The organism is Mycobacterium sp., from assembly GCF_965229105.1.
In the GTDB taxonomy this organism is placed as follows: Bacteria; Actinomycetota; Actinomycetes; order Mycobacteriales; family Mycobacteriaceae; genus Mycobacterium.
Genome location: NZ_OZ245858.1, coordinates 6,371,514 through 6,392,542, shown reverse-complemented (window position 1 = coordinate 6,392,542; position 21,029 = coordinate 6,371,514). Strand labels below are relative to the sequence as shown.

20 protein-coding genes and 1 tRNA gene are annotated in these 21,029 nt (G+C 64.5%); 11 read left to right on the top strand and 10 right to left on the bottom strand.

Translation table 11 applies throughout. From position 1 onward, the window contains the following. Positions 1-48: 48 nt before the first annotated feature. Positions 49-267, top strand: coding sequence for a three-helix bundle dimerization domain-containing protein (locus tag ADBZ9O_RS30205; protein WP_526527146.1), 219 nt, complete (start codon positions 49-51; stop codon positions 265-267). Between the two features lie 3 nt (positions 268-270). Here ADBZ9O_RS30205 and ADBZ9O_RS30200 read toward each other — a convergent pair whose 3' ends face one another. Then, positions 271-576: an ANTAR domain-containing protein gene (locus ADBZ9O_RS30200; RefSeq protein WP_526527144.1), complete on the bottom strand. Its 306-nt coding sequence runs from the start codon at positions 574-576 to the stop codon at positions 271-273. Positions 577-675: 99 nt separating this feature from the next. Further along, complete coding sequence (locus tag ADBZ9O_RS30195) at positions 676-1,422, bottom strand: SDR family NAD(P)-dependent oxidoreductase (protein WP_526527142.1); 747 nt, start codon at positions 1,420-1,422, stop codon at positions 676-678. Between the two features lie 180 nt (positions 1,423-1,602). On the opposite strand from ADBZ9O_RS30195, the gene ADBZ9O_RS30190 reads away from it, so the two are divergent. Next, complete coding sequence (locus ADBZ9O_RS30190; RefSeq protein WP_526527140.1) at positions 1,603-2,874, top strand: hypothetical protein; 1,272 nt, start codon at positions 1,603-1,605, stop codon at positions 2,872-2,874. Positions 2,875-2,892: 18 nt separating this feature from the next. Here the strand turns inward: ADBZ9O_RS30190 and ADBZ9O_RS30185 are convergent, their stop codons facing one another. From ADBZ9O_RS30185 to ADBZ9O_RS30175, 3 genes are all read right to left on the bottom strand, one after another. Then, on the bottom strand, positions 2,893-3,750 hold the full coding sequence (locus tag ADBZ9O_RS30185; RefSeq protein ID WP_526527139.1) for a DUF4344 domain-containing metallopeptidase: 858 nt from the start codon (positions 3,748-3,750) through the stop codon (positions 2,893-2,895). A gap of 68 nt (positions 3,751-3,818) precedes the next feature. Beyond that, positions 3,819-5,075, bottom strand: coding sequence for a glycosyltransferase 87 family protein (locus tag ADBZ9O_RS30180; protein ID WP_526527137.1), 1,257 nt, complete (start codon positions 5,073-5,075; stop codon positions 3,819-3,821). A 139-nt stretch (positions 5,076-5,214) separates the two neighbouring features. Then, positions 5,215-6,438, bottom strand: coding sequence for an alpha/beta hydrolase family protein (locus tag ADBZ9O_RS30175; protein WP_526527135.1), 1,224 nt, complete (start codon positions 6,436-6,438; stop codon positions 5,215-5,217). 141 nt (positions 6,439-6,579) lie between these two features. Between ADBZ9O_RS30175 and ADBZ9O_RS30170 the strand changes: the two genes are divergently transcribed. Together ADBZ9O_RS30170 and ADBZ9O_RS30165 are read left to right on the top strand one after the other, a co-directional pair. After that, positions 6,580-7,995 carry a wax ester/triacylglycerol synthase family O-acyltransferase gene (locus ADBZ9O_RS30170; RefSeq protein WP_526527134.1) on the top strand — a complete coding sequence of 472 codons (1,416 nt, stop codon included), beginning with the start codon at positions 6,580-6,582 and terminating at the stop codon, positions 7,993-7,995. Positions 7,996-8,028: 33 nt separating this feature from the next. Further along, positions 8,029-8,883 (top strand): SDR family oxidoreductase, encoded by an 855-nt coding sequence (locus ADBZ9O_RS30165; RefSeq protein ID WP_526527132.1) that lies wholly within the window; start codon positions 8,029-8,031, stop codon positions 8,881-8,883. Between the two features lie 26 nt (positions 8,884-8,909). On the opposite strand, the gene ADBZ9O_RS30160 is transcribed toward ADBZ9O_RS30165, so the two are convergent. Further along, the gene (locus ADBZ9O_RS30160) at positions 8,910-9,419 is read right to left on the bottom strand and encodes an MBOE_33420 family protein (protein ID WP_526527130.1); all 510 of its coding nucleotides are present in this window, start codon (positions 9,417-9,419) and stop codon (positions 8,910-8,912) included. A 161-nt stretch (positions 9,420-9,580) separates the two neighbouring features. On the opposite strand from ADBZ9O_RS30160, the gene ADBZ9O_RS30155 reads away from it, so the two are divergent. After that, positions 9,581-10,285: an ANTAR domain-containing protein gene (locus tag ADBZ9O_RS30155; protein ID WP_526527128.1), complete on the top strand. Its 705-nt coding sequence runs from the start codon at positions 9,581-9,583 to the stop codon at positions 10,283-10,285. 528 nt (positions 10,286-10,813) lie between these two features. Next, positions 10,814-11,407, top strand: coding sequence for a TetR family transcriptional regulator (locus ADBZ9O_RS30150; protein ID WP_526527126.1), 594 nt, complete (start codon positions 10,814-10,816; stop codon positions 11,405-11,407). Positions 11,408-11,417: 10 nt separating this feature from the next. Here the strand turns inward: ADBZ9O_RS30150 and ADBZ9O_RS30145 are convergent, their stop codons facing one another. The 3 genes from ADBZ9O_RS30145 to ADBZ9O_RS30135 all read right to left on the bottom strand — a co-directional run bounded on the left by ADBZ9O_RS30145 (position 11,418) and on the right by ADBZ9O_RS30135 (position 14,764). Next, positions 11,418-13,706 (bottom strand): BamB-related PQQ repeat family beta-propellar protein, encoded by a 2,289-nt coding sequence (locus ADBZ9O_RS30145; protein WP_526527124.1) that lies wholly within the window; start codon positions 13,704-13,706, stop codon positions 11,418-11,420. Positions 13,707-13,857: 151 nt separating this feature from the next. After that, on the bottom strand, positions 13,858-14,475 hold the full coding sequence (locus ADBZ9O_RS30140) for a TetR/AcrR family transcriptional regulator (RefSeq protein ID WP_526527123.1): 618 nt from the start codon (positions 14,473-14,475) through the stop codon (positions 13,858-13,860). A gap of 215 nt (positions 14,476-14,690) precedes the next feature. After that, positions 14,691-14,764, bottom strand: a tRNA-Gly gene (locus ADBZ9O_RS30135). Positions 14,765-14,844: 80 nt separating this feature from the next. Here ADBZ9O_RS30135 and dcd point away from each other — a divergent pair. From dcd to ADBZ9O_RS30110, 5 genes are all read left to right on the top strand, one after another. Then, positions 14,845-15,417 carry a dCTP deaminase gene (gene dcd / locus ADBZ9O_RS30130; protein WP_526527121.1) on the top strand — a complete coding sequence of 191 codons (573 nt, stop codon included), beginning with the start codon at positions 14,845-14,847 and terminating at the stop codon, positions 15,415-15,417. Positions 15,418-15,610: 193 nt separating this feature from the next. Then, entirely contained in the window at positions 15,611-17,290 is a 1,680-nt protein-coding gene (locus tag ADBZ9O_RS30125) for a DUF7159 family protein (RefSeq protein ID WP_526527119.1), read from the top strand. 73 nt (positions 17,291-17,363) lie between these two features. Beyond that, complete coding sequence (locus ADBZ9O_RS30120; RefSeq protein WP_526527117.1) at positions 17,364-18,689, top strand: UDP-glucose dehydrogenase family protein; 1,326 nt, start codon at positions 17,364-17,366, stop codon at positions 18,687-18,689. A 4-nt stretch (positions 18,690-18,693) separates the two neighbouring features. Continuing rightward, positions 18,694-19,428: a maleylpyruvate isomerase family mycothiol-dependent enzyme gene (locus tag ADBZ9O_RS30115; RefSeq protein WP_526527116.1), complete on the top strand. Its 735-nt coding sequence runs from the start codon at positions 18,694-18,696 to the stop codon at positions 19,426-19,428. 27 nt (positions 19,429-19,455) lie between these two features. Further along, entirely contained in the window at positions 19,456-19,812 is a 357-nt protein-coding gene (locus tag ADBZ9O_RS30110; RefSeq protein WP_526527114.1) for a nuclear transport factor 2 family protein, read from the top strand. On the opposite strand, the gene ADBZ9O_RS30105 is transcribed toward ADBZ9O_RS30110, so the two are convergent. Further along, positions 19,778-21,019 (bottom strand): YibE/F family protein, encoded by a 1,242-nt coding sequence (locus tag ADBZ9O_RS30105; protein ID WP_526527112.1) that lies wholly within the window; start codon positions 21,017-21,019, stop codon positions 19,778-19,780. The genes ADBZ9O_RS30110 and ADBZ9O_RS30105 overlap by 35 nt on opposite strands. Positions 21,020-21,029 lie beyond the last annotated feature (10 nt).

Sequence of the window (21,029 nt, the reverse complement as noted above, 5' to 3'; positions counted from 1 at the left end):
CTCTCTCCCACGTTGACCTTTGACGCCTGTCTAGTTCAAGGTATTCGTGTGGCGGATAAGAGCGAGCAAGTGGCGATGATGGCAGTGGAAGAGCGTCTGAGCACTATGTATTCAAATATTTCGCCCGAGCAGATTTCCGCCGCTATCCAGAATGCGCTCGCCCGCTTTGAGCAGAGCGCGATCCGCGATTTTGTTCCGCTGTTCGTCGAGCGACGCGCTCGTGAACAACTGGCCGGCGGCGGTCAGCTCGCTTCGGCCGGCCGGTAGGCGTCAGCGGCGACGTTCGTCCGGACCGATATCGGGTAGCAGTTCGCCCCATACGAGTTGTGCCATTGCCGCCTCCACCGGATCGGCGTCGACCACTCTTGTCGCGAGGTTGACCAACGCCGATGCGGCGGCTGACATTGTGACGTCGTGTCGTTGCGCCACGGTGACCAGCTCATCGAAGGCCGCTTCGGCCGAATATCGGCGCAGGCCGATCAGGATCCCCTCCGCCAAATCCAGTACCCGCCGTCCTTCCGGCGCGCGGCCCCGAGCCAAACCGGGTCGATTACGAATCAAACTGCGATCAGGCATCCGATCAGCATGACACTCGGTTGGTGTCCACCAGTCGAACGCCAGCTGTCTAAATGCTGACAGTTTCCTGGTGGACGTCGCGGTCGCCGAGGCGGTGGTTTACAGCTGGACCTCTCCGCCGTCGATGAACAGTTCAGCTCCAGTCATGAAACTGCTTTGGTCGGAGGCCAGGAATACGACGGCGGAGGCGATTTCGTCGGGACGGCCAAGGCGACCCATAGGTACCGTCGATGCCATATCGGTAAGCAACCTCTGCTCCTCGCCCGGAGAGGCGAGACCGGCCAATCCCGGGGTGTGTACCGGCCCTGGCACGAGGGTGTTGACGCGGATACCCTTGTCGACGAGTTCGGCCGCCCACGTTCGGCCGAATGACCGGATGGCGGCCTTTGATGCCGCGTAGACACCGAACGACGGCACGCCCCTGGACGCAGATGTGGAGCCGGTCAGCACGATTGAGGCTCCGGGGTTGAGAATGGGCAGCATCTTCTGGACGGTGAACACGGTGCCGCCGACGTTGCGGTTGAAGGTGTCTTGGAAATGCTGCGGGGTGATATCGGGCAGGGCGGCGAACTCGCCGCCGCCGGCGTTGGCGAAGAGGACGTCCAGGCCGTGACCGTGGGCCGCGATGGTGGCCGCCAGCGCGTCGAGATCATCGAAATTCGTTATGTCACTGCGAATGCCGGTGGCGCTGGGGCCGATTGAGGCGACCGCGGCGTCGACGGTGGCATTATTTCGGCCGGTGAGAAAGACGTGAGCGCCTTCTGCGGCGATACGTTGTGCAGCGGCCAGGCCGATTCCGGTGGATCCGCCGGTGACCAGCGCGGTCTTGCCTTGCAGCAGGGGCATGATCGGGGCTTTCCGTTTGGTGTGCTGACTCCATGGAGCCCACCACGGAATGGTGGCTGTGCGAATCCGGGATTTACCCCAGTGGTTTGGTGTGCGTCCCGGCTGTCGGAGGCGCTGGAGCGCAGCACTACCCAAACGTCGTAGTCAGCCCTACCATCTGTCCATTGAGGGCAGACAGGAATGCGTGATGTTGTGGACGATCGGGCTCGACGGGTGAATTCTGCTGCACCGCAGGGTCATAACGCCGTAGCCCAGCTGCCGGGGCCGCGGCATCGATCCCACCCGGCCCTTCTCTGGACTAGCGCGGCACTGATCGTCGGTGTGGCCGCACTGATGCTGTTCGGTATCGAGCTGCTTCACTCATCGATCCCCGTTGCGCTGCCGGACTATGTTGCCTGGCGGGGTGATTACTCCAGAATCGGATCGTTCCTGATCTGGACACTCGGAGATACCACCGAGCCGGGGTACGCGCACTCTGCGCTGGCCGGTGGACTGATGTTGCTCGGTGGATATGTGGCGCACCGGGGTTTGGTTCGACATAAGCGCTGGGGCGGATTTCCGGTCTCCTCCGGCACCGGCCTGTTCGGGTGGGCGGTGGGCAGCGCAGCATTGGGGCTGGTGCTCAGCAACGTGGTGTGGGGCTGGACCATCGAAGCCTCCGGGATGTGGCAGCCGACCTTCGTCCCGTTCGCTTCGGTGCCACCTGCGGTCGTTCTCATCTACGGCGGCCAGCGATCGGTCGCCCTCACCGGTGCCGTGCTGGGAGCGGCCCTGACCACACCCATCGCTTTGGTGGCAGTGAATTATGGTTGTCGGCCAACGGGATTGCCGAATGTCGTCGGAGCGACGACCGGCATGTGGGTCAGTGCCCTGATCGCCTTCGCGCTGTGCCGCTACCTCCCGTGGATGCCCGCACCGACCGTCGCCGTTCCGCGCTGCCACAGCGCGCTGGAACATTGCTTTGTCGACACCTCGCGGCAAAGCCCGACGTGGCTGGGACGGCGGATGTTGGCCGATTTCACCGACGCACAGTTCATCGGAAACGAATGGGCCAGCGCCGGACTGCTCATCGGAACGGTGATCAGCTACCTTCTCAACCCCGCGATGGCAGGCAATGTGGGCGAACTGCTACCCCAGTTGCTCGCCGCTCAAATCCTGACAGCCGGGCTGGCGGTGACGCTGTGGCATCGGCAGTGGGCGAAATACGGCTGGTATCCCACCTTCGTCCCGGTGGTGTCCGTCGCGCCCGCCACGGTGCTGGCCTTCGGCGGCACGCCCCAATCGATCATCGCCGGTGCAGTATTGGGGGCGCTTCTCGCTCCGCCCCTCGCGGCCGCTATCGCCCGCCGACTGCCGCCCGATTTTCATCCGTTTATCGGCAACGTGGTGTCCATGGCCTGCACCACCACTGTCATCGTGCCGGCGTTGACCCTCATGCCCGGATTTCGGTGAAGGTGGTCGCCGCGACCGCTACTTCCAGTGCTCATCGAGCAGCGTCGACCAGGCGTGGTCGAGCTTTTTCCATTCATCAGGGCAACGCACCGCACGGTCTTCGGGTAGTTGGCCGCTGCTGACCATATCGGCGTTGGCCTCAGGATTGGACCCGTAGATCCAGCACTGCAGGTTGTAGACACGCTGCATATCCAACGAGTGCTCATCGGCCATCGCCGCCGCACCCAGCTCGCCCCGCGCGTCGGCGTACGCGGCGAATGTCCGCGCGAAATCCTTCACCGACTGCACCGAATCTGCGTCGACTTTGCCGCTGTCACCGGGTGTCAGGAGGATGTAGGCGGCGAGTTGATCGGCGGCGTCTTCTTCGCGCCCGGTCACGGGGAGGTCGTAAATGGTGACTGCCATGTGGCCGGCTTCGTGATAGAAAGTCGCGTCCTCTGAGCCGATCGCCGATGCATCGGGATCGGCGTCGCCGGCCTTGACGAAGATCTTCTGGCTCAGGTCGGCGTCTTCGTAGCAGATAGTGATGGCCTTCTGGCTGGGGCTCCAGAACGCGTTAGGAGTATCGCATTGCGATCCGTGCAAGGGAATGTCGTACGGCAATTTCAAGGTCTGATTGATATCTGCGGCCAGCTCTTCGAGGACATTGTTGTCCTTCATCAGTTTCTGGCCATTGATCGCGTCGGGGCTGGTGGCGTCGTCATAGACGACGGTCATCGTCCCGCCGGCGTCGGCAGTCCCATCTGGGCCTTTGTTCGCCACCGGAGACTCCGCGACCGCGGAGGTGGGCGAAGAATCAGCCTTCTCCTCGGCGGCACCACCGCACCCAGCCACCATTAATGCAGCTGCCAAAACAGGCAGAATTTGAGCACGCATAAAAACCCCAACCCTTTCAACGCGACCCCGGATATTGACACGGTCGCAGATCTATAGCTGGGGTGTGGCTACTTGGACGAATTTGTCAATGGTTCGACGGTCCGATAGTGCGACGGTTCGATAGTTCGACGCCGCGTTTTCCACCACATCGCATACGCGCTGGCGAGGAGCACCACCAGAAAGGCAAGTAGATAGGTCGCCGGAAGGAGCTGATCCCACAGACCAGGGTGGCGTAGTGACATCAACCCTGCCTGGGGCGGCGAGCTCGGCGATGCGATGAACCAACCGCCGAATGCCGCGACCAGCGACCACAGTGCCAGCGCGGCCCCAGGAGTGCGGTACCCGTATGCCCGTACGCCGAGATGAACGAGCAGGGGAGCGAACCACACCCAGTGATGACTCCAGCTGAAAGGCGAGGCGGCAGCGGACGCCATGCCGACGATGGCCACCGCCAGTACCCGATGGCCGCGGCGCCAGAGGACTGCGGCCAGAGCGACAGCGATGATCGCGAGGGTGGTCGATGCGACCGTCTCCCAGCCGCTCAACCAATGCAGGCGCAGCAGGAGCCCACGCAAGCTGGTGTTGGCCAGCGGATCACTGGAAATGCGGCGCACGTCGTCAAATCCGCCCTGCAACCAGAATTCGCGCGAATCGCCGGGCAGCAGGGCGAAACCTGCCGCCACCGTCGCAACGAAGGTGGCCACGGCAGTCGCGGCTGCGCGACGACGCCTGGTGAACAGGAGAAAGACGATGAATAGCGCGGGAGTCAGCTTGATTCCGGCGGCGATGCCGATACCGATACCCGCCCACTTTCGGGATTTCGGCGCCAGCACGTCGGCGACGACGATCGTCATCACGACGATGTTGATCTGGCCCAGCTGTAATGACAACCGGATCGGTTCCAACCAGATCACCCCGGCGGCAATCAGCGCGGTCAGCCCCCACAGGCCTGACGAGGTCGTCACCCGTGCGACGCGCAGCGTCCGGTTCACCAGGTAACCCAGACACAGGATGTTCACCAGGAGGCCCACGGTGAGGACGCTGGTTCGGCCCAGGCCACTCAGCGGCAGAAAACACAACGCCGCGAAGGGTGTGTAGTCGAACAGCAGCGTATGCGAATCACCATTCATTCCAACCGAATACAGGTCCTTGCCGTCCCATACGCGCAACGCGCCGAACCGGTAGACCAGCAGGTCGACTTGGTCGGCAAGGCTAGGCCAGCGAAGGTACGCCGCCAGATACAGCGCCAGCGCCAGCGCCAGGATCATCGGCCCCAGTACGCGGACAGATCGAGATACGGCGCGTGGTGGCGGATATCCCTGCACGATGAGGCGGCTCCTTCTTCGGTATCTGCGACGACGGTGCGCGAGGATACCGGCGAACCCTGAATGGACTCACAAGGTTCGAATGCTGTTCAAGCTGGCGGCTGATGTGCTGCGGTGGCGGTGGCGGTGGCCCCTGACGCTACGAATCGACGAGCCCGGACTGAATAAGTGCGGCGTCGATGAACCTCTGCACTGGTCGGGCTTCGAAGAATCCGGTGTGACCGCCTTTGTACCAGACGATTTCGGGCCTGCCCCAGTGCTCCCAGAGGCGCGTGACCTGCTCGCGCGGGTGTACGACCTGGTCGGCGACCCCGGCGTAGACGAATCGGCCCCGCATCGGAACCCGGGGAGTCAGCGACAGCGGAGACACCATGTGGCCCAGCGGTTCTGCCAACGCCAAGGTCTCGCGGCGGGGATCGGAACGGCTCAGCCCGGAGTGGCGACCGAGCAATCGGGTCATATCGGCGACCGGTACGCCGAGAATCGCGCAGGTCAGCCCGTCCTCGAGGCTGGCGACCAACGAGGTGATGTAGCCACCGAGGGAGATGCTGTTCAGGCCGATCGGGGAGTCCGGCTGCTGAGCGCGTATCCAGGACAGCAGACGGCGCACATCCCACACCGCCTGAGCCGCGGCGTGGACGTCGTCGAGCACGTCCTCGCCGGGGAACACCGCGCCCCGCGGTAACCCCTCTGCGCGCGGGCCATGCATCGGAAGGACAGGGAGGACCACGTTCAGGCCGAGATCCTCGTGGAGATGCCAGGCCCGGAACAGCGTCAGGTCCAGCAGGCCCCGGCCCATCACGGCACCGTGCACACACACCAGCCAGGGTCGCGGTTCCGGGTGCCGTAGTAGCAACGCGTACTCACGATTGTTGGCGGTGTACCCCATCCATCGTTCTCGGCCGGGTTCCCCTGGTCGCGGTTGGTAGCCGCTGTCGAATACCAGACGTTCGTAGGACCGTCCGGCCGTCCTGACCGGTTGGATGGTCACATCGGTCAGCGGCGGGGGGCTCGCGAAGAACTCTTGGGGGTTGTCCAGAAAACCGAGCTGTCCATAGAAGCCAAGCGCCGCTTGGACTTCACGGTTGATTCTTTCGAACACCTCCGTGTCGCCCAGAGGCCGGAACACCCGGAAACCGGTGAGGACGATCTCGTCGCGGAACGCCTGCGCGGCGAGGGCAAGCGTGGGCCGAGCCACGGGGAGTTCATCGCGCTGACGGTCGAAGTAGTCCCGCCATGAGCGGGCGTAGTACCGGCCGGTCCGTCGAAACGGCCTGACGACATAGTCCAGCGGGCCCGCGCCCTGCGGCAGCGATGGAGATGCAATCGTCGGCGATTCACCGTCACTGTCGGGTACTGCCATGCCTGGCAACGCTATTTCGCGCCTGTCGCGCCACATAGGGACTTAGGTCCCGCGCCAGGCTGCCGCTCGCCACTTGTGGCCATGCGTGGCAACGGACGACGGTGGGTGATACCGACCAGTCGAAGGGGATGGGTCTGGCCAATGGACCCGCTGGAGCCGTTGGATGCAGCGATGATCACGGCGGAGCTGCTCTCCGACCCGTTGCATACCGCCGCGTTGTTGATCCTGTCCCCGCCCCCCGAGGCCGGACCGGGGTATGTCGACGGGTTGTATGGCGACGCGTTGACCGGTACCGCAAACCTGGATGAGCGATTTCGCCGGCACCCGCACGTGGGTATCGACACCGCGGGCCTGTGGGTGTGGCGCGCCGACGACACGATCGACATGCGTGATCATTTGGGGCGCCGGACGCTGCCCGCGGGCGCGGATCGCGACGCGCTGTGGAAGCTGATCAGTGAGCTGCACAGTCAGCCGCTCGAGCGGTCACGGCCGATGTGGATGGCCTACGTGATCGACGGTCTGGCGGGCGGTCGGTTCGCGTTCTATATCAAGGTGCACCACACCGTCATCGACGGTGTCGCCGGACTGAAGGTGATCACGGACGCACTGACCACCGATCCCGACCGCCGTTCGATGCCGCCGATCTATGCCGTCGCCTCGGAACCACCCGCCGAGCGCAGTGCCCCGTCACGCCGGTGGATCCCCAACCCGTTGTCGCTTGTGCGCGCAGCGTTCAACGGCGTCACGTCCGGGTTGGGCGTTGTCAGCCAAGTGGCCCTCGGTGAAGCAGCGACAGTCGCGGCGAGCCTCGGCGCGGGTACTGCTGTGCTGCCGATGGAGGCCCCCTACACCAGGTTCAACGGCCGAATCGGCCGCGAGCGCACCGTCGCGGGGGCCAGTTGGGCGAAATCCCGCATCCGTGCGGTCCAGGAGTTGGCCGGGGTGAGCGGCAACGACGTGTTGACCGCCGTGGTGGCCGGAGTGCTGCGGGAGTGGCTCACCGCGCACGGCGAGCTACCGAACGACTCGCTGGTGGCCATCTGCCCGGTGACAGTGCGCAGCCGCGAGTCGGCCACCGATGGCGGTGGGCGCGGCAACCTCTTCGGTCTGCAGTTGTGCTCGCTGGGCACTGACCTGGCCGAACCCGCCGAGCGGCTGGCCCACATCCATCGGGCGATGACGTGGGCGAAGCGCCAGGTGGCCAGCCGCGGATCGAGCGCGACGATGCTGATGCTCGTGCCGAGTATCGTGCCCACGGTCTTGTTGCCTGCGGTGCCGTTCGCACCGCGGCTGCGCCGTGGCTACAACGTGGCAATCTCCAACGTTCCCGGTCCACAGGCCGAGATGTATTGGAACGGAGCGCATCTGGAGGAGATTTATCCCGTGTCGGTCGCCATCGACGGGCAGGCCTTGAATGTGACAATCTGCTCCTATGCCGACCGGGTGAGCTTTGGCTATGTTTCCGGCCGCACGGTGATGCCGGATATCGGCTCGCTGGTGCCGCTGACCGAGCGGGTGCTCGTCGAACTAGAAGCAGCGGTCGGGTTGGCAACGTGACGTCGCGGCCCTGAGGGGGAAGGACATGAGAACGTGGGAATCTACGTAGTCACCGGATCGGCCTCCGGCATGGGCCGCAAAGTCGCCGAGAAACTGCGCGATACCGGCCACACCGTCATCGGAGTCGACGTCAAGCAAGCAGACATCGTGGCCGATCTGTCGAGCGCGCAGGGGCGCAGGGCGGCTGCCGACGCCGTGCTGGCCGCGTCGGGGGGCAGACTCGACGGCGCCGTGCTCGCCGCTGGCCTCGGCCCCGGCGAAGGGCCTGACCGTCCGCGGATGATCGCCCAGGTGAACTACCTCGGTGTCGTCGAGCTCCTCGCTGCGTGGCGACCCGCGCTTGCTGCTGCCGACCGCGCGAAAGTCGTTGTCTTCTCCAGTAATTCCACCACGACAACGCCAATGGTCCCCCGTCGGGCCGTGCGGGCACTCCTTGCAGGTGACGCCGACAAGGCGGTGCGCTCCCTGAGATTGTTCGGCAAGAACGCTTCGCCGATCATGTACGCCGCATCCAAGATCGCCGTCAGTCGTTGGGTTCGGCGCGAGGCAGTGAAAAGCGGGTGGGCGGGGGAAGGCATACGCCTGAACGCGCTGGCACCGGGTGCGATCATGACGCCGCTTCTGCAGGAGCAACTGGCATCGCCGAAACGTGCCAAGCTGGTTCGCTCCTTCCCAGTCCCGACCGGCGATTTCGGCGATGCCGGGCAACTGGCCGACTGGGTACTGTTCATGCTCTCTGATGCGGCGGACTTCCTTTGCGGGAGCATCGTATTCGTCGATGGCGGCACCGACGCGCACTTCCGTGGCGACGACTGGCCGAAGCCGGTCCCGGCGTATCGACTGTTGTCGTACGTCAAGAAGTACAGAGCCGGGACTGCGCGGACGTAGGGAAGATCCGCGACCCTATTGCAGTCCTAGGACGGGTCAATAGGCGTGAGCGCGATCGGTAGCCAATGGGTGCCTGGACCCTCGCCTGGGCATCCGGTTCCACCAACGATGAGGGTCCGCTCGCCGAAGAAGCTGCCGTCAGGGTTCGGGATGAGGTAGTCCGAGCGGGTGGATTTCACCACGCTGCTCGGGTCGTTGCGATCGCAGAAGTAGGGATACTCACCGCTGGTTTCCCAACGGTCGTTGTTCCATCTGTACTCGAAAACGGCAGGGGCGCCTGGATTGCGCGCCTGGTCGTCGGTGTTATCCCAGCGCGCAACACATCCATTCGCATCACAGTGGGTGGTGAATTGGATGGGAAAAGTCTTCGCATCCATCGGTGTCGGCGCACCGTTGAATGTCTGCCGCGAGAAGTCGATGAATGCGTTGTAGGACCCGTACAGCGGCGGCGGCTCGGCGCGGTCCCCGTGAGCGACCGGTGGAACGAGCAGCGCAGCACTCACCGCTGAAATGCCAACCAAGAGAAGTTTGACCATCTAGAAGGGATAACACCTATTCCGGGTGCTCGCTGATTCGTGCGAAGAACGGCGTGTCCGCCGCCAGGCGCCGGTAAAGGACGTCCAGCGAGCGCTGACGCAAGAATGAACTGCGTCGATGATCAGTCGTCATTCCCGAGGCTGTCAGCTAGTGTCCAGAAATGGCCAAGACCCCGCCAGACGACGAGACCACTTCGCCTGACGGTGGTGAGGATCCACCTTTACTGGCCGGATGGTTCCGCTTCTTCTACGACTCCGAACGGTGGGAATGGTCGCCCGAGGCCGCGCGAATTCACGGATACGAAACGGGCACGGTCACAATGACCCCGACCACGGAATTGGTGATGTCGCACAAACATCCCGACGACCGTGCGCGTATGGACTCCCACCTCGACTATGTGCGCCGAGCCCGCAAGTCGATCAGCACCCGGCACCGGATCATCGACGCAAATGGACAGACGCGTGATGTCGTCGTGGCGGGACAGGAGCTTGTCGACGATCTTGGAACCGTCATCGGCACCACCGGGTTCTACATCGACGTCACAGCATCCGGATCACGGGAGACGAGCGACGCTTCCTCGCGACATCACGAACGGAGCATCACCGAGGCGGTGGAGGCCGTGGTCGAAAGGCGAAGTGAGATTGACCAACTCAAAGGGATGCTCATGCTGATCTATGGCATCGACAGTGCCAAGGCGTTCGGTCTCCTCAAGTGGCGATCTCAAGACACAAACGTCAAAGTGCACGTCCTCGCCCAGCAGTTGATCGACGATTTTCTTGCCCTGACCAACGAGGAGCAACTACCTCCGAGGTCGAAATTCGACAGCCTGTTCCTTACGGCGCACTTACGGTTACAAGCCGCGTAACCCAGACGAGTTTCCCCCGGTCAATCTTGATCTGGTTACCGGTCAGGCCGATCGGGCGTAGCGTTGTGGGGCCTCCCAAGACCCAGGAGGCACGGAATGCGACGGCGAGGTCCATACGCCGCTGAAATATGTTGCCGCCGTGGGAGCCTCGAAAGCGGTAGGCCGTGATTGAGCCGCGAGACACAGATCAGGTGGATCCCTCGGTGGTTGTCGTCGGAGACCGGATTCAATGCCCCCGAACGAAGATCTGGTTCGTCGTCTCCGGAATCAGAGTCAGTCCCCCCCCGACAGCGAACCGCGCGCCCCGTCAGCACCAACGGCTATGGGGGGACGCGTACTTTTTCTCGGGCGCAGACGGCGAGCTGATCAACTTCTTTGAAGGCCAACAGTCGGTCCGCCGGCTGATAGCCCCTACTGGGTGAAGCCCTATGGACGTCGCGCGGAATGCTCCCCTTCGGACCCTCCGCACATCCGAAGGGTGGGCGTATAGGAAGGTTGACCAGGAAGCGGCGAGCGAGAGGGCGGGGTGTGGCGAGACGCGTTGGGGACAAGCATCGGTTGGGGCCACACCGGGACCCTCAGATCGAAGATGCGGTTCGTGCGGCCACCCGAGATCTGCTTGTGGAACGCGGCTATCGCGCGACGTCGGTTGATGCGATTGCGTCGCGTGCTGGAGTCAGCAGGCAAGCGATGTACCGACGCTGGCCGTCGAAGGTGTTCGTCGTGCATTGGGCGGTGTTTCCCAACGTGCCGCTGAGCCCGGTCCCGCTTGGCACCGATCTGCCGAAGGACGTCTCCCTAGTGGTGCGCGGGGCGGTGGAGCTGTTCACCGATCCGGCCGTCAAGGCCGCCGTACCCGGGTTGTTGGCCGATATGAGTTCGGATCCAGAGATTGGTTCATCGATCAATGCCGGCAATCTCAACGGTGCTCACGCCGCGTTCGGAGCTTTGTTGGCCGGCGCCGGCGATGACGTTCGGCCCGGGGTCGACTCAGACACCGTGTTTGACGCGCTCGGTGGTGCAGCGGTGATGGCGATGTGCATCAGGGGTAGGGAGGATGCCGACGCGTTCGCTGAGTCGCTGATCGACATCCTGTTGCACGGCATCCTCCCTCGGACCTGAAACCGAACTGCTATACGGACACTGGCGTGAAGATATTCACCCCACCGATTGGCGGCATCAGCGTCAACCCGGCCGGCAACAACGGGTTGATGAAGGGGGCAAGAGCGGCCAACGAGCTGGAGGTGATGGCTCCCTGGCTGACGAACATCGTGCCGTCAGGCGCAATGTTGAGGATGCCCTCGGTGGTTCCATTGGTAAAGGCCAGATTGCGCACGGCCTTGCCAGTGGTCGGGTCGAACTCGACGACAGCAGACTTGACCGGCAGGAACACCTTCTGACCCTGCAGCGTCGTGTAGTAGCCGTAGAACACGGTCTCCACGACTGCGCCATTCACGACCGTAGGATTTCCGCCGCCGACGAAGGCCGGCGCGCCGAATACTGGGCTGACCGGGATGGTCTGTGCCGCCAGCTCGGACACGTCGGCATCCCAGAGTTTGACGCCCTCCGAATCGAACGCGGCCATCACCGAGCCCCGGGTGAGGACATAGATGTTTCCATTCGATCCGACCGCCACCGATGCCGCTTCGGCATTGGATTGGGTGGACCAGTTGACCTTTCCGGTGCGCGTGTCGAACGCGTACAGAATGCCGTCGTTATCGCTGGCGTAAATGGTCTTGCCGTCCGGCGACAGCGTCGGGCTTGACCCGCTTCCGGGGCCCATCTGCGCGACGAACCCAACGTTGATCTTGCCAGGCCCGAACGGAGTGGCCGGTTGGATATCGAAGGCGTAGAGCGCACCTACGCCGCTCTCGATATCGGTGGCGGCCACAAAGATTCGGCCTGTCCTGACATCGACCGCAGGAGTGTTGGCACTGCGGACGATGCCGCCGTAAGCGACCTGAAAGATCGGGTCGATGATGGTCGGGTCGACCAGGCCGCCGGAGAAGGCACCCGGCGGTACAGGCTGAGTCGAGCGCTCCGCGAGCGGGCCTGGTATCTGGTAGACGGGCGCGACGAGTTCGCCGGTCTTGCTGTCGACCACCACCACCTGTCCGAACGCAGTCACACCGAAGACCGAACCGTCCGAGGTGAATGCGGCGGTGATGAACGGGTTGATCTCACGTGAGCCGGGCGCGAAGGGGTTTTCCGCCGGCGGCGCGGGTAGGGCCGTCACCCATCGGATGTCGCCGTCTTGGGTGTAGGACCACAGTTGGTCGCCGTCACTGACGAAGATATTGCCCTGCTTGTCGATGATCGGGCTCGACAGAATAGCGCCCGAATCCACTCCGGTCGTCCCGGTCCACGGGGTGGATTCCCAGACGATGTTGCCTTCCCGGTCGAGGACGTGCAGGTTCGAACCACCCGAGGCGAGTCCTGTTGTGACAGCGATGTTTCCGTTGGGCAGGATCGTGGGTGCCGCGAGTATCGAGGCCCCGCCCAGCGCGGTGCTGACGTCGTAGTCCAGGGCCAGTTCGGCATCGGGTTGGTCCTTCTTATTGCCCGGGTCGCCGTGCAACGTCACCCAGCCGGTGTCGGCGTAGGGCAGTGCATCAACCAGTCCGACGTCCTTGAGGAATCCGTTGAGCACCGACCCGGCGATGAACACCGTCGAGGTGAGCGGATGCAACACCACGTTGATCGGGTAGGTGAAGAACATGTCGATCGACGTGGTCAGCGCTTGCGCCGTGTACGGCAGAAACGGGCCGACCAATGCGTTGACGACAATCGAAATCGGGTTGGTCTCAGTCGGATACAGCGCACTATCAGTCGTGCCTGCTGCTGCAGCGGTGACGGCTGGTGCAGCAGCGACGGCCGGCGTCGAGAGTCGCGCGCCGGACACTTGGTCGGACGGCGACGGGGCGACGGGTTCGCTGGTCCCAACGTCGCGGCGCGTGGCCCCTGCTGTTGCCGACTCGGTCGACGATTGAGCTGCCCCACCCAACGCGTTGACCACACCCGCGAGGATCCCGGTCACGGCATCGATCGGTTTCGACACCGCCGGGGTCGATCGAAGCTGGGTCGACGACGCGGCCGGGATTGCCGTGGCCGCCGCGACCAGTGCCCTAGGGGCCTTCCTGGTCGGCCCGGCGGACAGCGAGGAACCGTCGCTGCGTGCGGAGGCACGCTTCACGCCGGTTGTCGACTTGCCGGACGACCCACTCGCGGCAGACGAACTGCTCGGCGAGTCCGCACCGCCGTCGTCGGCCATGGCGCTGGCCGGCAATGCGATCGCAGTGCCCACCCCGAGGAACAGGGCGAGAGCGCCGACCCGGCCGATGAACTTGGCGTGCCCGCCGGATCGCGCCGCTTGGTTGCGATGGTGGCCCGTCATGGTCGGCGGGTCGGCCTGGTGATGCATGAACTCTCCTCGGCTTGTCGTTACACGTTGCAACTACAAAGTGTTACGACTGCGGAATGTAGCAGAGGTCACACGAGTGATCAATAGAGATGGGAGTCACACGTCACATCGGATCGGCCGCCGTTAGGCGGCGATCGGAGGGGCGGCTCGGCTAGCTGGATTCGGTGTCTAGTGGGTCATCTTTGTCGTCGTCGTCCGGTGCCAGGACGCCCTGGAGGAGGATGTCGCTCATCGACGCTGCGAAGCTGTCCAAGTCGGTGATGCCGCGCATACAGACGGCATTGATTGTGGCTCCCACGATGAGGTCGAGTAACACCTCAGGGTCGACATGGCGCAACGACCGACCGTTGCTCTCCAGCAGTCCGGCGAGGCCGGCAATTATCGAGATATCATGGCGCTCAGCGAGTTTCGGCTGCAGAGTAGGGTCAGATCGCATGTCGAGCAGCAGGCCTGGCATCGCTTCACGAGCCGCCGGCTCGGCGATCACCCGGACGATCCCGCGTATGGCGCCGGTGATCTCTGAGAACGCGCTCATTGCATCGGCTTCAATATGCGGGGCATCGGCGGGGAAAACGGCGTCATAAACGACGTGAGCTTTCGATGGCCAGCGACGGTAGATGGTAGGCCGACTGATGCCGGCGGCCTCCGCGATTGCGTCCATCGATGTTCCGCGATAGCCCTTTTCGACGAGGAGTCGGCGAGTCACCGCGAGAATCTGCCCGTCGACCTCGGGGTCGCGGAACGGCCCAAGTCGGTGCTTTGGATCCACCCGTTCCACGGTTCTCCCCTCAAGGCTGCGTTGCTGACGGCAGCAAACACCGCGCAACGTTGCCGTGACAAGCTGTAACGCCAAGCGATCCTAGCAGCGGGCCTTTCATCGCTGAGTGGGCCGGAAAACGATGCTGCGTCGACGCATCGCTATCTCAAATGTCATTGGGATCCGCTGGGCCGTGCGGTCCGGTCCATGTGTGCGACTCGTCGAACTGGAGCCGATGACGGGAATCGAACCCGCGTATTCAGCTTGGGAAGCTGATGTTCTGCCATTGAACTACATCGGCGAAGGTGCCTGAGCAGGATAGCAATCGCCCACGGGGCTGGGTGCGGCGACTGCGCAGGAAACGCCCGATACGCTCGTCGGGTGCTGCTCTCCGATCGCGATATCAGGGCCGAATACGCCGCAGGCCGGCTCGGCATCGAACCCTTCGACGATGAGCTGGTGCAGCCATCCAGCGTCGACGTCCGCCTCGACAGCCTGTTCCGGGTCTTCAACAACACCCGCTACACCCACATCGACCCGGCTAAACAGCAGGATGAACTGACCACCCTGGTCGAGCCGGGCGAGGGCGAACCGTTCGTGCTGCACCCCGGCGAGTTCGTCCTCGGCTCGACGTTGGAGATGTGCACCCTGCCCGACGATCTGGCCGGACGGCTGGAAGGCAAGTCGTCGCTGGGGCGGCTCGGGCTGCTGACGCACTCGACGGCGGGATTCATCGACCCAGGCTTTTCCGGCCACATCACGTTGGAGCTTTCCAACGTCGCCAACCTGCCGATCACCCTGTGGCCGGGGATGAAAATCGGCCAGCTGTGTCTGCTGCGCCTGACCAGTCCGGCCGAGCATCCCTATGGCAGTGCGAAGGTGGGCTCGAAGTACCAGGGGCAACGTGGCCCGACGCCGTCGCGGTCCTATCAGAACTTCATCAAGCTGACCTAAAGAGTAGGGTCGAACCACGGGTGTCGGGGGACCCTCGCTGCTGGGCGGCAACTAGAACTTCATCGGGCTCCAGCTAATACGGTGCGCTGTAACGCCGCAGGCCGGAACGACGATGAACCACTAGTTGACAGCGCAAGCGGCGTGAGTGCCCGAGGAAGAGCTCAGGTCCGCAGCAAACTATTTTGGAGGGCCAGTGGACATCGTGCTTGGTGTGTCCATGACACCAACGACGGTCCGGATGGTGCTGGTTGAAGGCGAAAAAGCCGACGGGATCACCGTCGACCACGACGTCTTCGACATCGCGGGCGATGATGCATCGGCAAACGCGCCGGATCAGGTCATTGCCGCGATTCTCGGCACCAGAGAAAGCGCGATCGAAGGCGGCCACCGCCTGGTCTCGACGGGCGTCACATGGCGCGATCACGCAGAAGCTGCGGCGCTGCGCGACGCTTTGGCGGCCCGAAACATCGATGACGTCATGCTGGTCTCCGAGTTGCACGCCGCAGGCGCCCTGGCGCAGGCGGTCGGTGCCGCTGTCGGCTATGACCGCACCGCGCTGATGTTCCTCGAGCGCGATACCGCGACGCTGTCGGTGGTCGACACCGCTGACGGTTCGATCGTCAAGGTTGAGCGTCACGATCTGCACACCGAGGACGCCGTTGGTGAGCTTGCGACGATGATCGCCGGGCTGACGGACCTCCCATCGCCGCCGCAAGGACTCTTCGTTGTCGGGTCGGGGATCAATGTGGGGGCCATCAAACTCCACCTCGAATCAGCGACCTCACTGCCGGTGAGCGCCCCCGACGAATCTGAACTCGCGCTGGCCCGTGGCGCCGCGCTCGCCAGCGCCAACGCCCCGCGTTTCGAGGCCTCCACTGTCGGACTGGCCTACGCGATGGACAGCAGCGACGGCACGACGGCCGGCGCGTACGCGGCTGGCCTGGCTGCCGCGGATGCCACCGAGATGGCCGGCGCGGGATACATGCAGGGTTCCTCGGCCCTCGCCTACAGCGAAGCCGACCCCGAATCCGGTGTGTTCGAGCAGATCAACCACATCGACGAGTTCGAAGGGGTGCCTGCAGAATCCGCGCAGCAGGAAGGCCGCAAGCCGTTCCTGCTGGTGGGCAGTGCCCTGACGTCCATCTTCGTGCTCGGCGTGACGGCGCTGGTGGTGTCGCTGGCAGTGAGCATCCGCCCGACAGTCGACCAACGCCCCAACCCCGGCGAGAGCGTGATCGTCCCCACGCAGGCCCCGGCAGCCGCGCCCGTACCGGAGGCTGCGCTCCCCGCGCCGGCACCTGCTCCGGCGCCGGAAACGATCAAGGCCCCGGTGCCCGTCGTGCAGCAGGCCCCGGAACCACAGGCCCCGCGCACGGTGTACGTCCAGCAGCCGGCGGCCAAACCGGACCCGCCGGCCGCACCGGCGCCGGCACCTGCCCCCGTCGCTCCGGCACCTGCTCCCGAACCGATTGCGCCGCCAGTGGTGCCCGAGCCGGTGGTGCAGCCCTATGTTCCGCCGGTCTACATTCCGCCGATCATCCAGCTGCCCCGGATTTTCCAGCCACCCTGGCAGCCGCCGCGCCAGCAACAGCAATACCCGCAGTACCCCCAGCAGCAATACCCGCAGCAGCAGTACCCGCAATATCCCCAGCAGCAGAGCCCGCCGTTGGTGACGGTTCCGCCTGCCGCTGTGGCACCGCCTCAGCAGGCACCGCAACAGCAGTGGCCGCAGCAGGGGTCCGGTCGTTCGAATTACGGCGACGGCGGTGGCCGCGGATCAGACGATGGCGGTGGCCGCAGCTCGGGTAGCGGTTCCGGCGGCGGTAACAACGGCATCCTGTGGCCATTGCCGATCTTCGGTGGCGGACACTAGCTGTCACCTTCTGTTCGTGTGCCGCTCAGTGTCATGATGCAGTTAGCTCATTCGCCAGGCATATATCTGCAGTATGCGATGCACCGTCTTCGGCACCGGCTACCTGGGGGCTACGCACGCCGCCGGAATGGCTGAATTGGGGCATGAGGTACTGGGGGTCGACATAGACCCGGGGAAGGTCGCCAAGCTGGCGGCGGGCGAGGTTCCGTTCTACGAACCTGGTCTGCCAAAGATGCTGACTGACAACATCGCAGCGGGCCGGCTGCGGTTCACCACCGACTACGAGATGGCCGCCGATTTCGCCGATGTCCACTTCCTCGGTGTCGGCACCCCGCAGAAGAAGGGCGAGTACGCCGCGGATCTGCGACACGTCAACTCCGTCATCGACGAGCTGGTACCGCGACTGACCAGATCTGCAGTGATCGTGGGTAAGTCGACCGTTCCTGTCGGCACCGCGGCCGCGCTCGTCGATCGGGCACGCGCACTGTCACCGACCGGGGTCGACGTCGAGATCGCTTGGAACCCAGAGTTTCTCCGCGAAGGGTTCGCCGTCCATGACACGCTGCACCCGGACCGTATTGTCCTTGGTGTGCAACGAGATTCGGTGCACGCCGAGACCGCGATCCGCGAACTGTACGCCCCGCTGCTGGAGGGCGGCGCACCCTTTCTGCTGACCGACCTGCAGACCGCCGAACTGGTCAAGGTTTCGGCGAATGCCTTTCTGGCGACCAAGATCTCATTCATCAACGCGATCTCCGAAGTGTGCGAGGCCGCGGATGCCGACGTCACCATGTTGGCCGATGCGCTGGGCTATGACCCTCGGATCGGTCGCCGGTTCCTCAACGCCGGACTGGGATTTGGCGGCGGCTGCCTGCCCAAAGACATCAGGGCGTTCATGGCGCGCGCGGGTGAGCTGGGCGCCAATCATGCCCTGACCTTCCTGCGCGAGGTGGACAGCATCAATATGCGCCGCCGGACCCGCATGGTGGAGCTGGCGACGCTGGCCTGCGGCGGGTCACTGCTGGGCGCGAATATCGCGGTCCTCGGTGCGGCATTCAAACCGGAATCCGATGATGTGCGGGACTCGCCGGCGCTCAATGTGGCTGGGCTGCTCCAACTTAACGGGGCCGCGGTGAACGTCTATGACCCCAAGGCGATGGAGAACTCGCGCAAGATCTTCCCCACGTTGAACTATTCGACGTCGGCGCTGGAAGCCTGCGACCGTGCTGATGCCGTCCTGGTGCTCACCGAGTGGCCGGAGTTCGTCGACCTCGACCCGCACGATCTGGCCGGGACTGTCCGGTCCAAGGTTGTCGTCGACGGCCGCAACTGCCTCGACGTGGCGCGCTGGCAGGCCGCCGGATGGCAGGTGCATTGTCTGGGGCGTCGCGTAACCTGACCCGGTGGATTACACCACGCAGCTCATCGACGAGCACCGCGCATTCATCGACACCATCGCCGCAGCTGATCCGGCCGCGCCGGTACCCACGTGCCCCGGCTGGACCGTGCAGCAGCTGTTCCGGCATGTCGGTCGCGGCGTCCGGTGGTCGGCGCAGATCGTGCTCGATCGCGCCACCGAAGCGCTCGACCCCCGCGCCGTCCCCGAAGGGAAGCCACCCGAGGATCCCGACGCCGCCGCGCGCTGGTTGATGGACGGCGTGGACAAGCTACTGCTGGCGGTCGACGCGACCGGCGCTGATGTCCCGGTGTGGACATTCCTGGGACCCCGCCCGTCGGCGTGGTGGATACGCCGCCGCCTGCACGAGGTCATCGTGCACCGCGCCGACGCGGCCATCGCCGCCGGCGCCGATTTCGATCTGGCGCCCGCGCTGGCGGCAGACGCCATCAGCGAATGGCTCGATGTGGCCGGAGTGCCAGCACTCGAGGCCGATCAGTCACTGCACCTGCATGCCGTCGACGAGGGTCTCGGTGCGGCAGGGGAGTGGATGATCAGCGCGGCCGCCGACGGCACTCTCGCCTGGTCCCACGGACACGGTAAAGGCAGCGTCGCCGTGCGCGGCCCCGTGGTCGATCTGTTGTTGGCGATCACCCGGCGCCGACCGGTCGCCGAGTTGGCCGTCGACGTGCATGGCGACCAATCGGTGTGGCAGTCCTGGCTGGACCGCACAGAGTTCTGATCGTGGGTACGGGGTAGTTTGCTTGCCATGACGACTTCGGAGATCGCGACCGTTCTGGCCTGGCATGACGCCCTCAACGCCCGCGACCTCGACACCCTCGTCCGCCTGTCCAGCGAGGATATCGAGATTGCCGACGCCGATGGCGCGGCACAAGGCCACAAGGCTCTGCGGGAATGGGCGGCCGACTTCGACGACACCCTGACCGTCGGACAGATGTACGTGCACGACGGTGTGGTGGTTTTCGAGCAGACTCTCGACGACGGCACCACCCAAGCCTCCGCGTTCCGGGTGGTGCACGACCACGTCACCTCGGTCTTCCGCCACGATGACCTGGTGTCGGCGCTAGCGGCTACCGAGCTGACGGAAGAGGATCTGGACGCGTAGTCGCCAGCAGCGCCGCGATCCCCGTCGTCAACGGAACCGACAGAGCCAACGCAATACCGCCGACAGCGGAGCGGGCGACCTCGATGGCCACGCTTTCACTGGTGAGCACATCGCCCAGTGACCGGTTGGCGACACTGAACAACAGCAGCAGCGGCAGCGAACTGCCGGCGTAAGCGAGCACCAGGGTGTACACCGTGCTGGCGATATGGTCACGGCCGACCCGCATCGCGCCCACGAATATTGCTCGGCGCGAGTTGTTTTCGGCGATATTCGCCAGCTCGAACACCGTCGAAGCCTGCGTGACAGTGACATCGTTGAGCACACCGAGTGAGCCGATGATGAAACCAGCCAGCAGCAGTCCGGTGATAGACACGTTGCCGAGGTAGGCCGCCACCTCGTTGTTCTGATCCTCCGACAGTCCGGTCAGATGGGCCAGTTCGATGGCGGCCCAGGACAGGCCTGCGGCCAACAGCAGCGACATCAGGGTGCCCAGGAGCGCGGCGCTGGTGCGCAGACTCACCCCGTGCGCCAGATAGATGACCGCGTAGAGGATGGCCGCCGACGCCACCAGGGCCACCGGTACCGCCGGGGCGCCGTCACGCAGCGCGGGTAGCAGGAAGACCACCAGCACACCGAACGCGACGACGATCCCCACCATGGCCAACAGACCGCGCCACCGTGCCACCGCCACGATCACCACGGCGAAGGCGGCGGCCAGTATCACCAGCGGCCAGGTCCGCTCAAAGTCGTAGAAGGCGTAACTCGTCGACCCCTGCCCGTCCACCTGGCGGCTGATCCGGACCTCATCACCCGCGGACAGGCTGGGCTGACCAGGTCCCGGCGTGAACTCCAGCATCGTATTGGCACCGGCATTCGGGCCGGAGTTGATCGCGATGAGGTTCTGCACGCACTGGCCGCTACCCGCCACGCCGGGTGCTGCCGCCGCCGTCAGCACCTGTCCCGCCGACGGGCTGCCGCAGTCGCTCAGACTGCTCGACAACACCCGGCCACCTTCGGTGGTCACTGCGCCGCCAGAAGCGTTCTGGAACGGCAGCGGGATATCCGTCTTCTGCTGGCTCGGCCAGAGCAAGGCGGCCGCGGCGATGACGGCGATACCGATCGCGATGAGTAGCCCGACGACGACCTGCGCCGCCCACGGTCTCAGCGGGGCCGGACCCGACAGTGAATGCGAATGGGAATGCGCCACGGCAACAGGG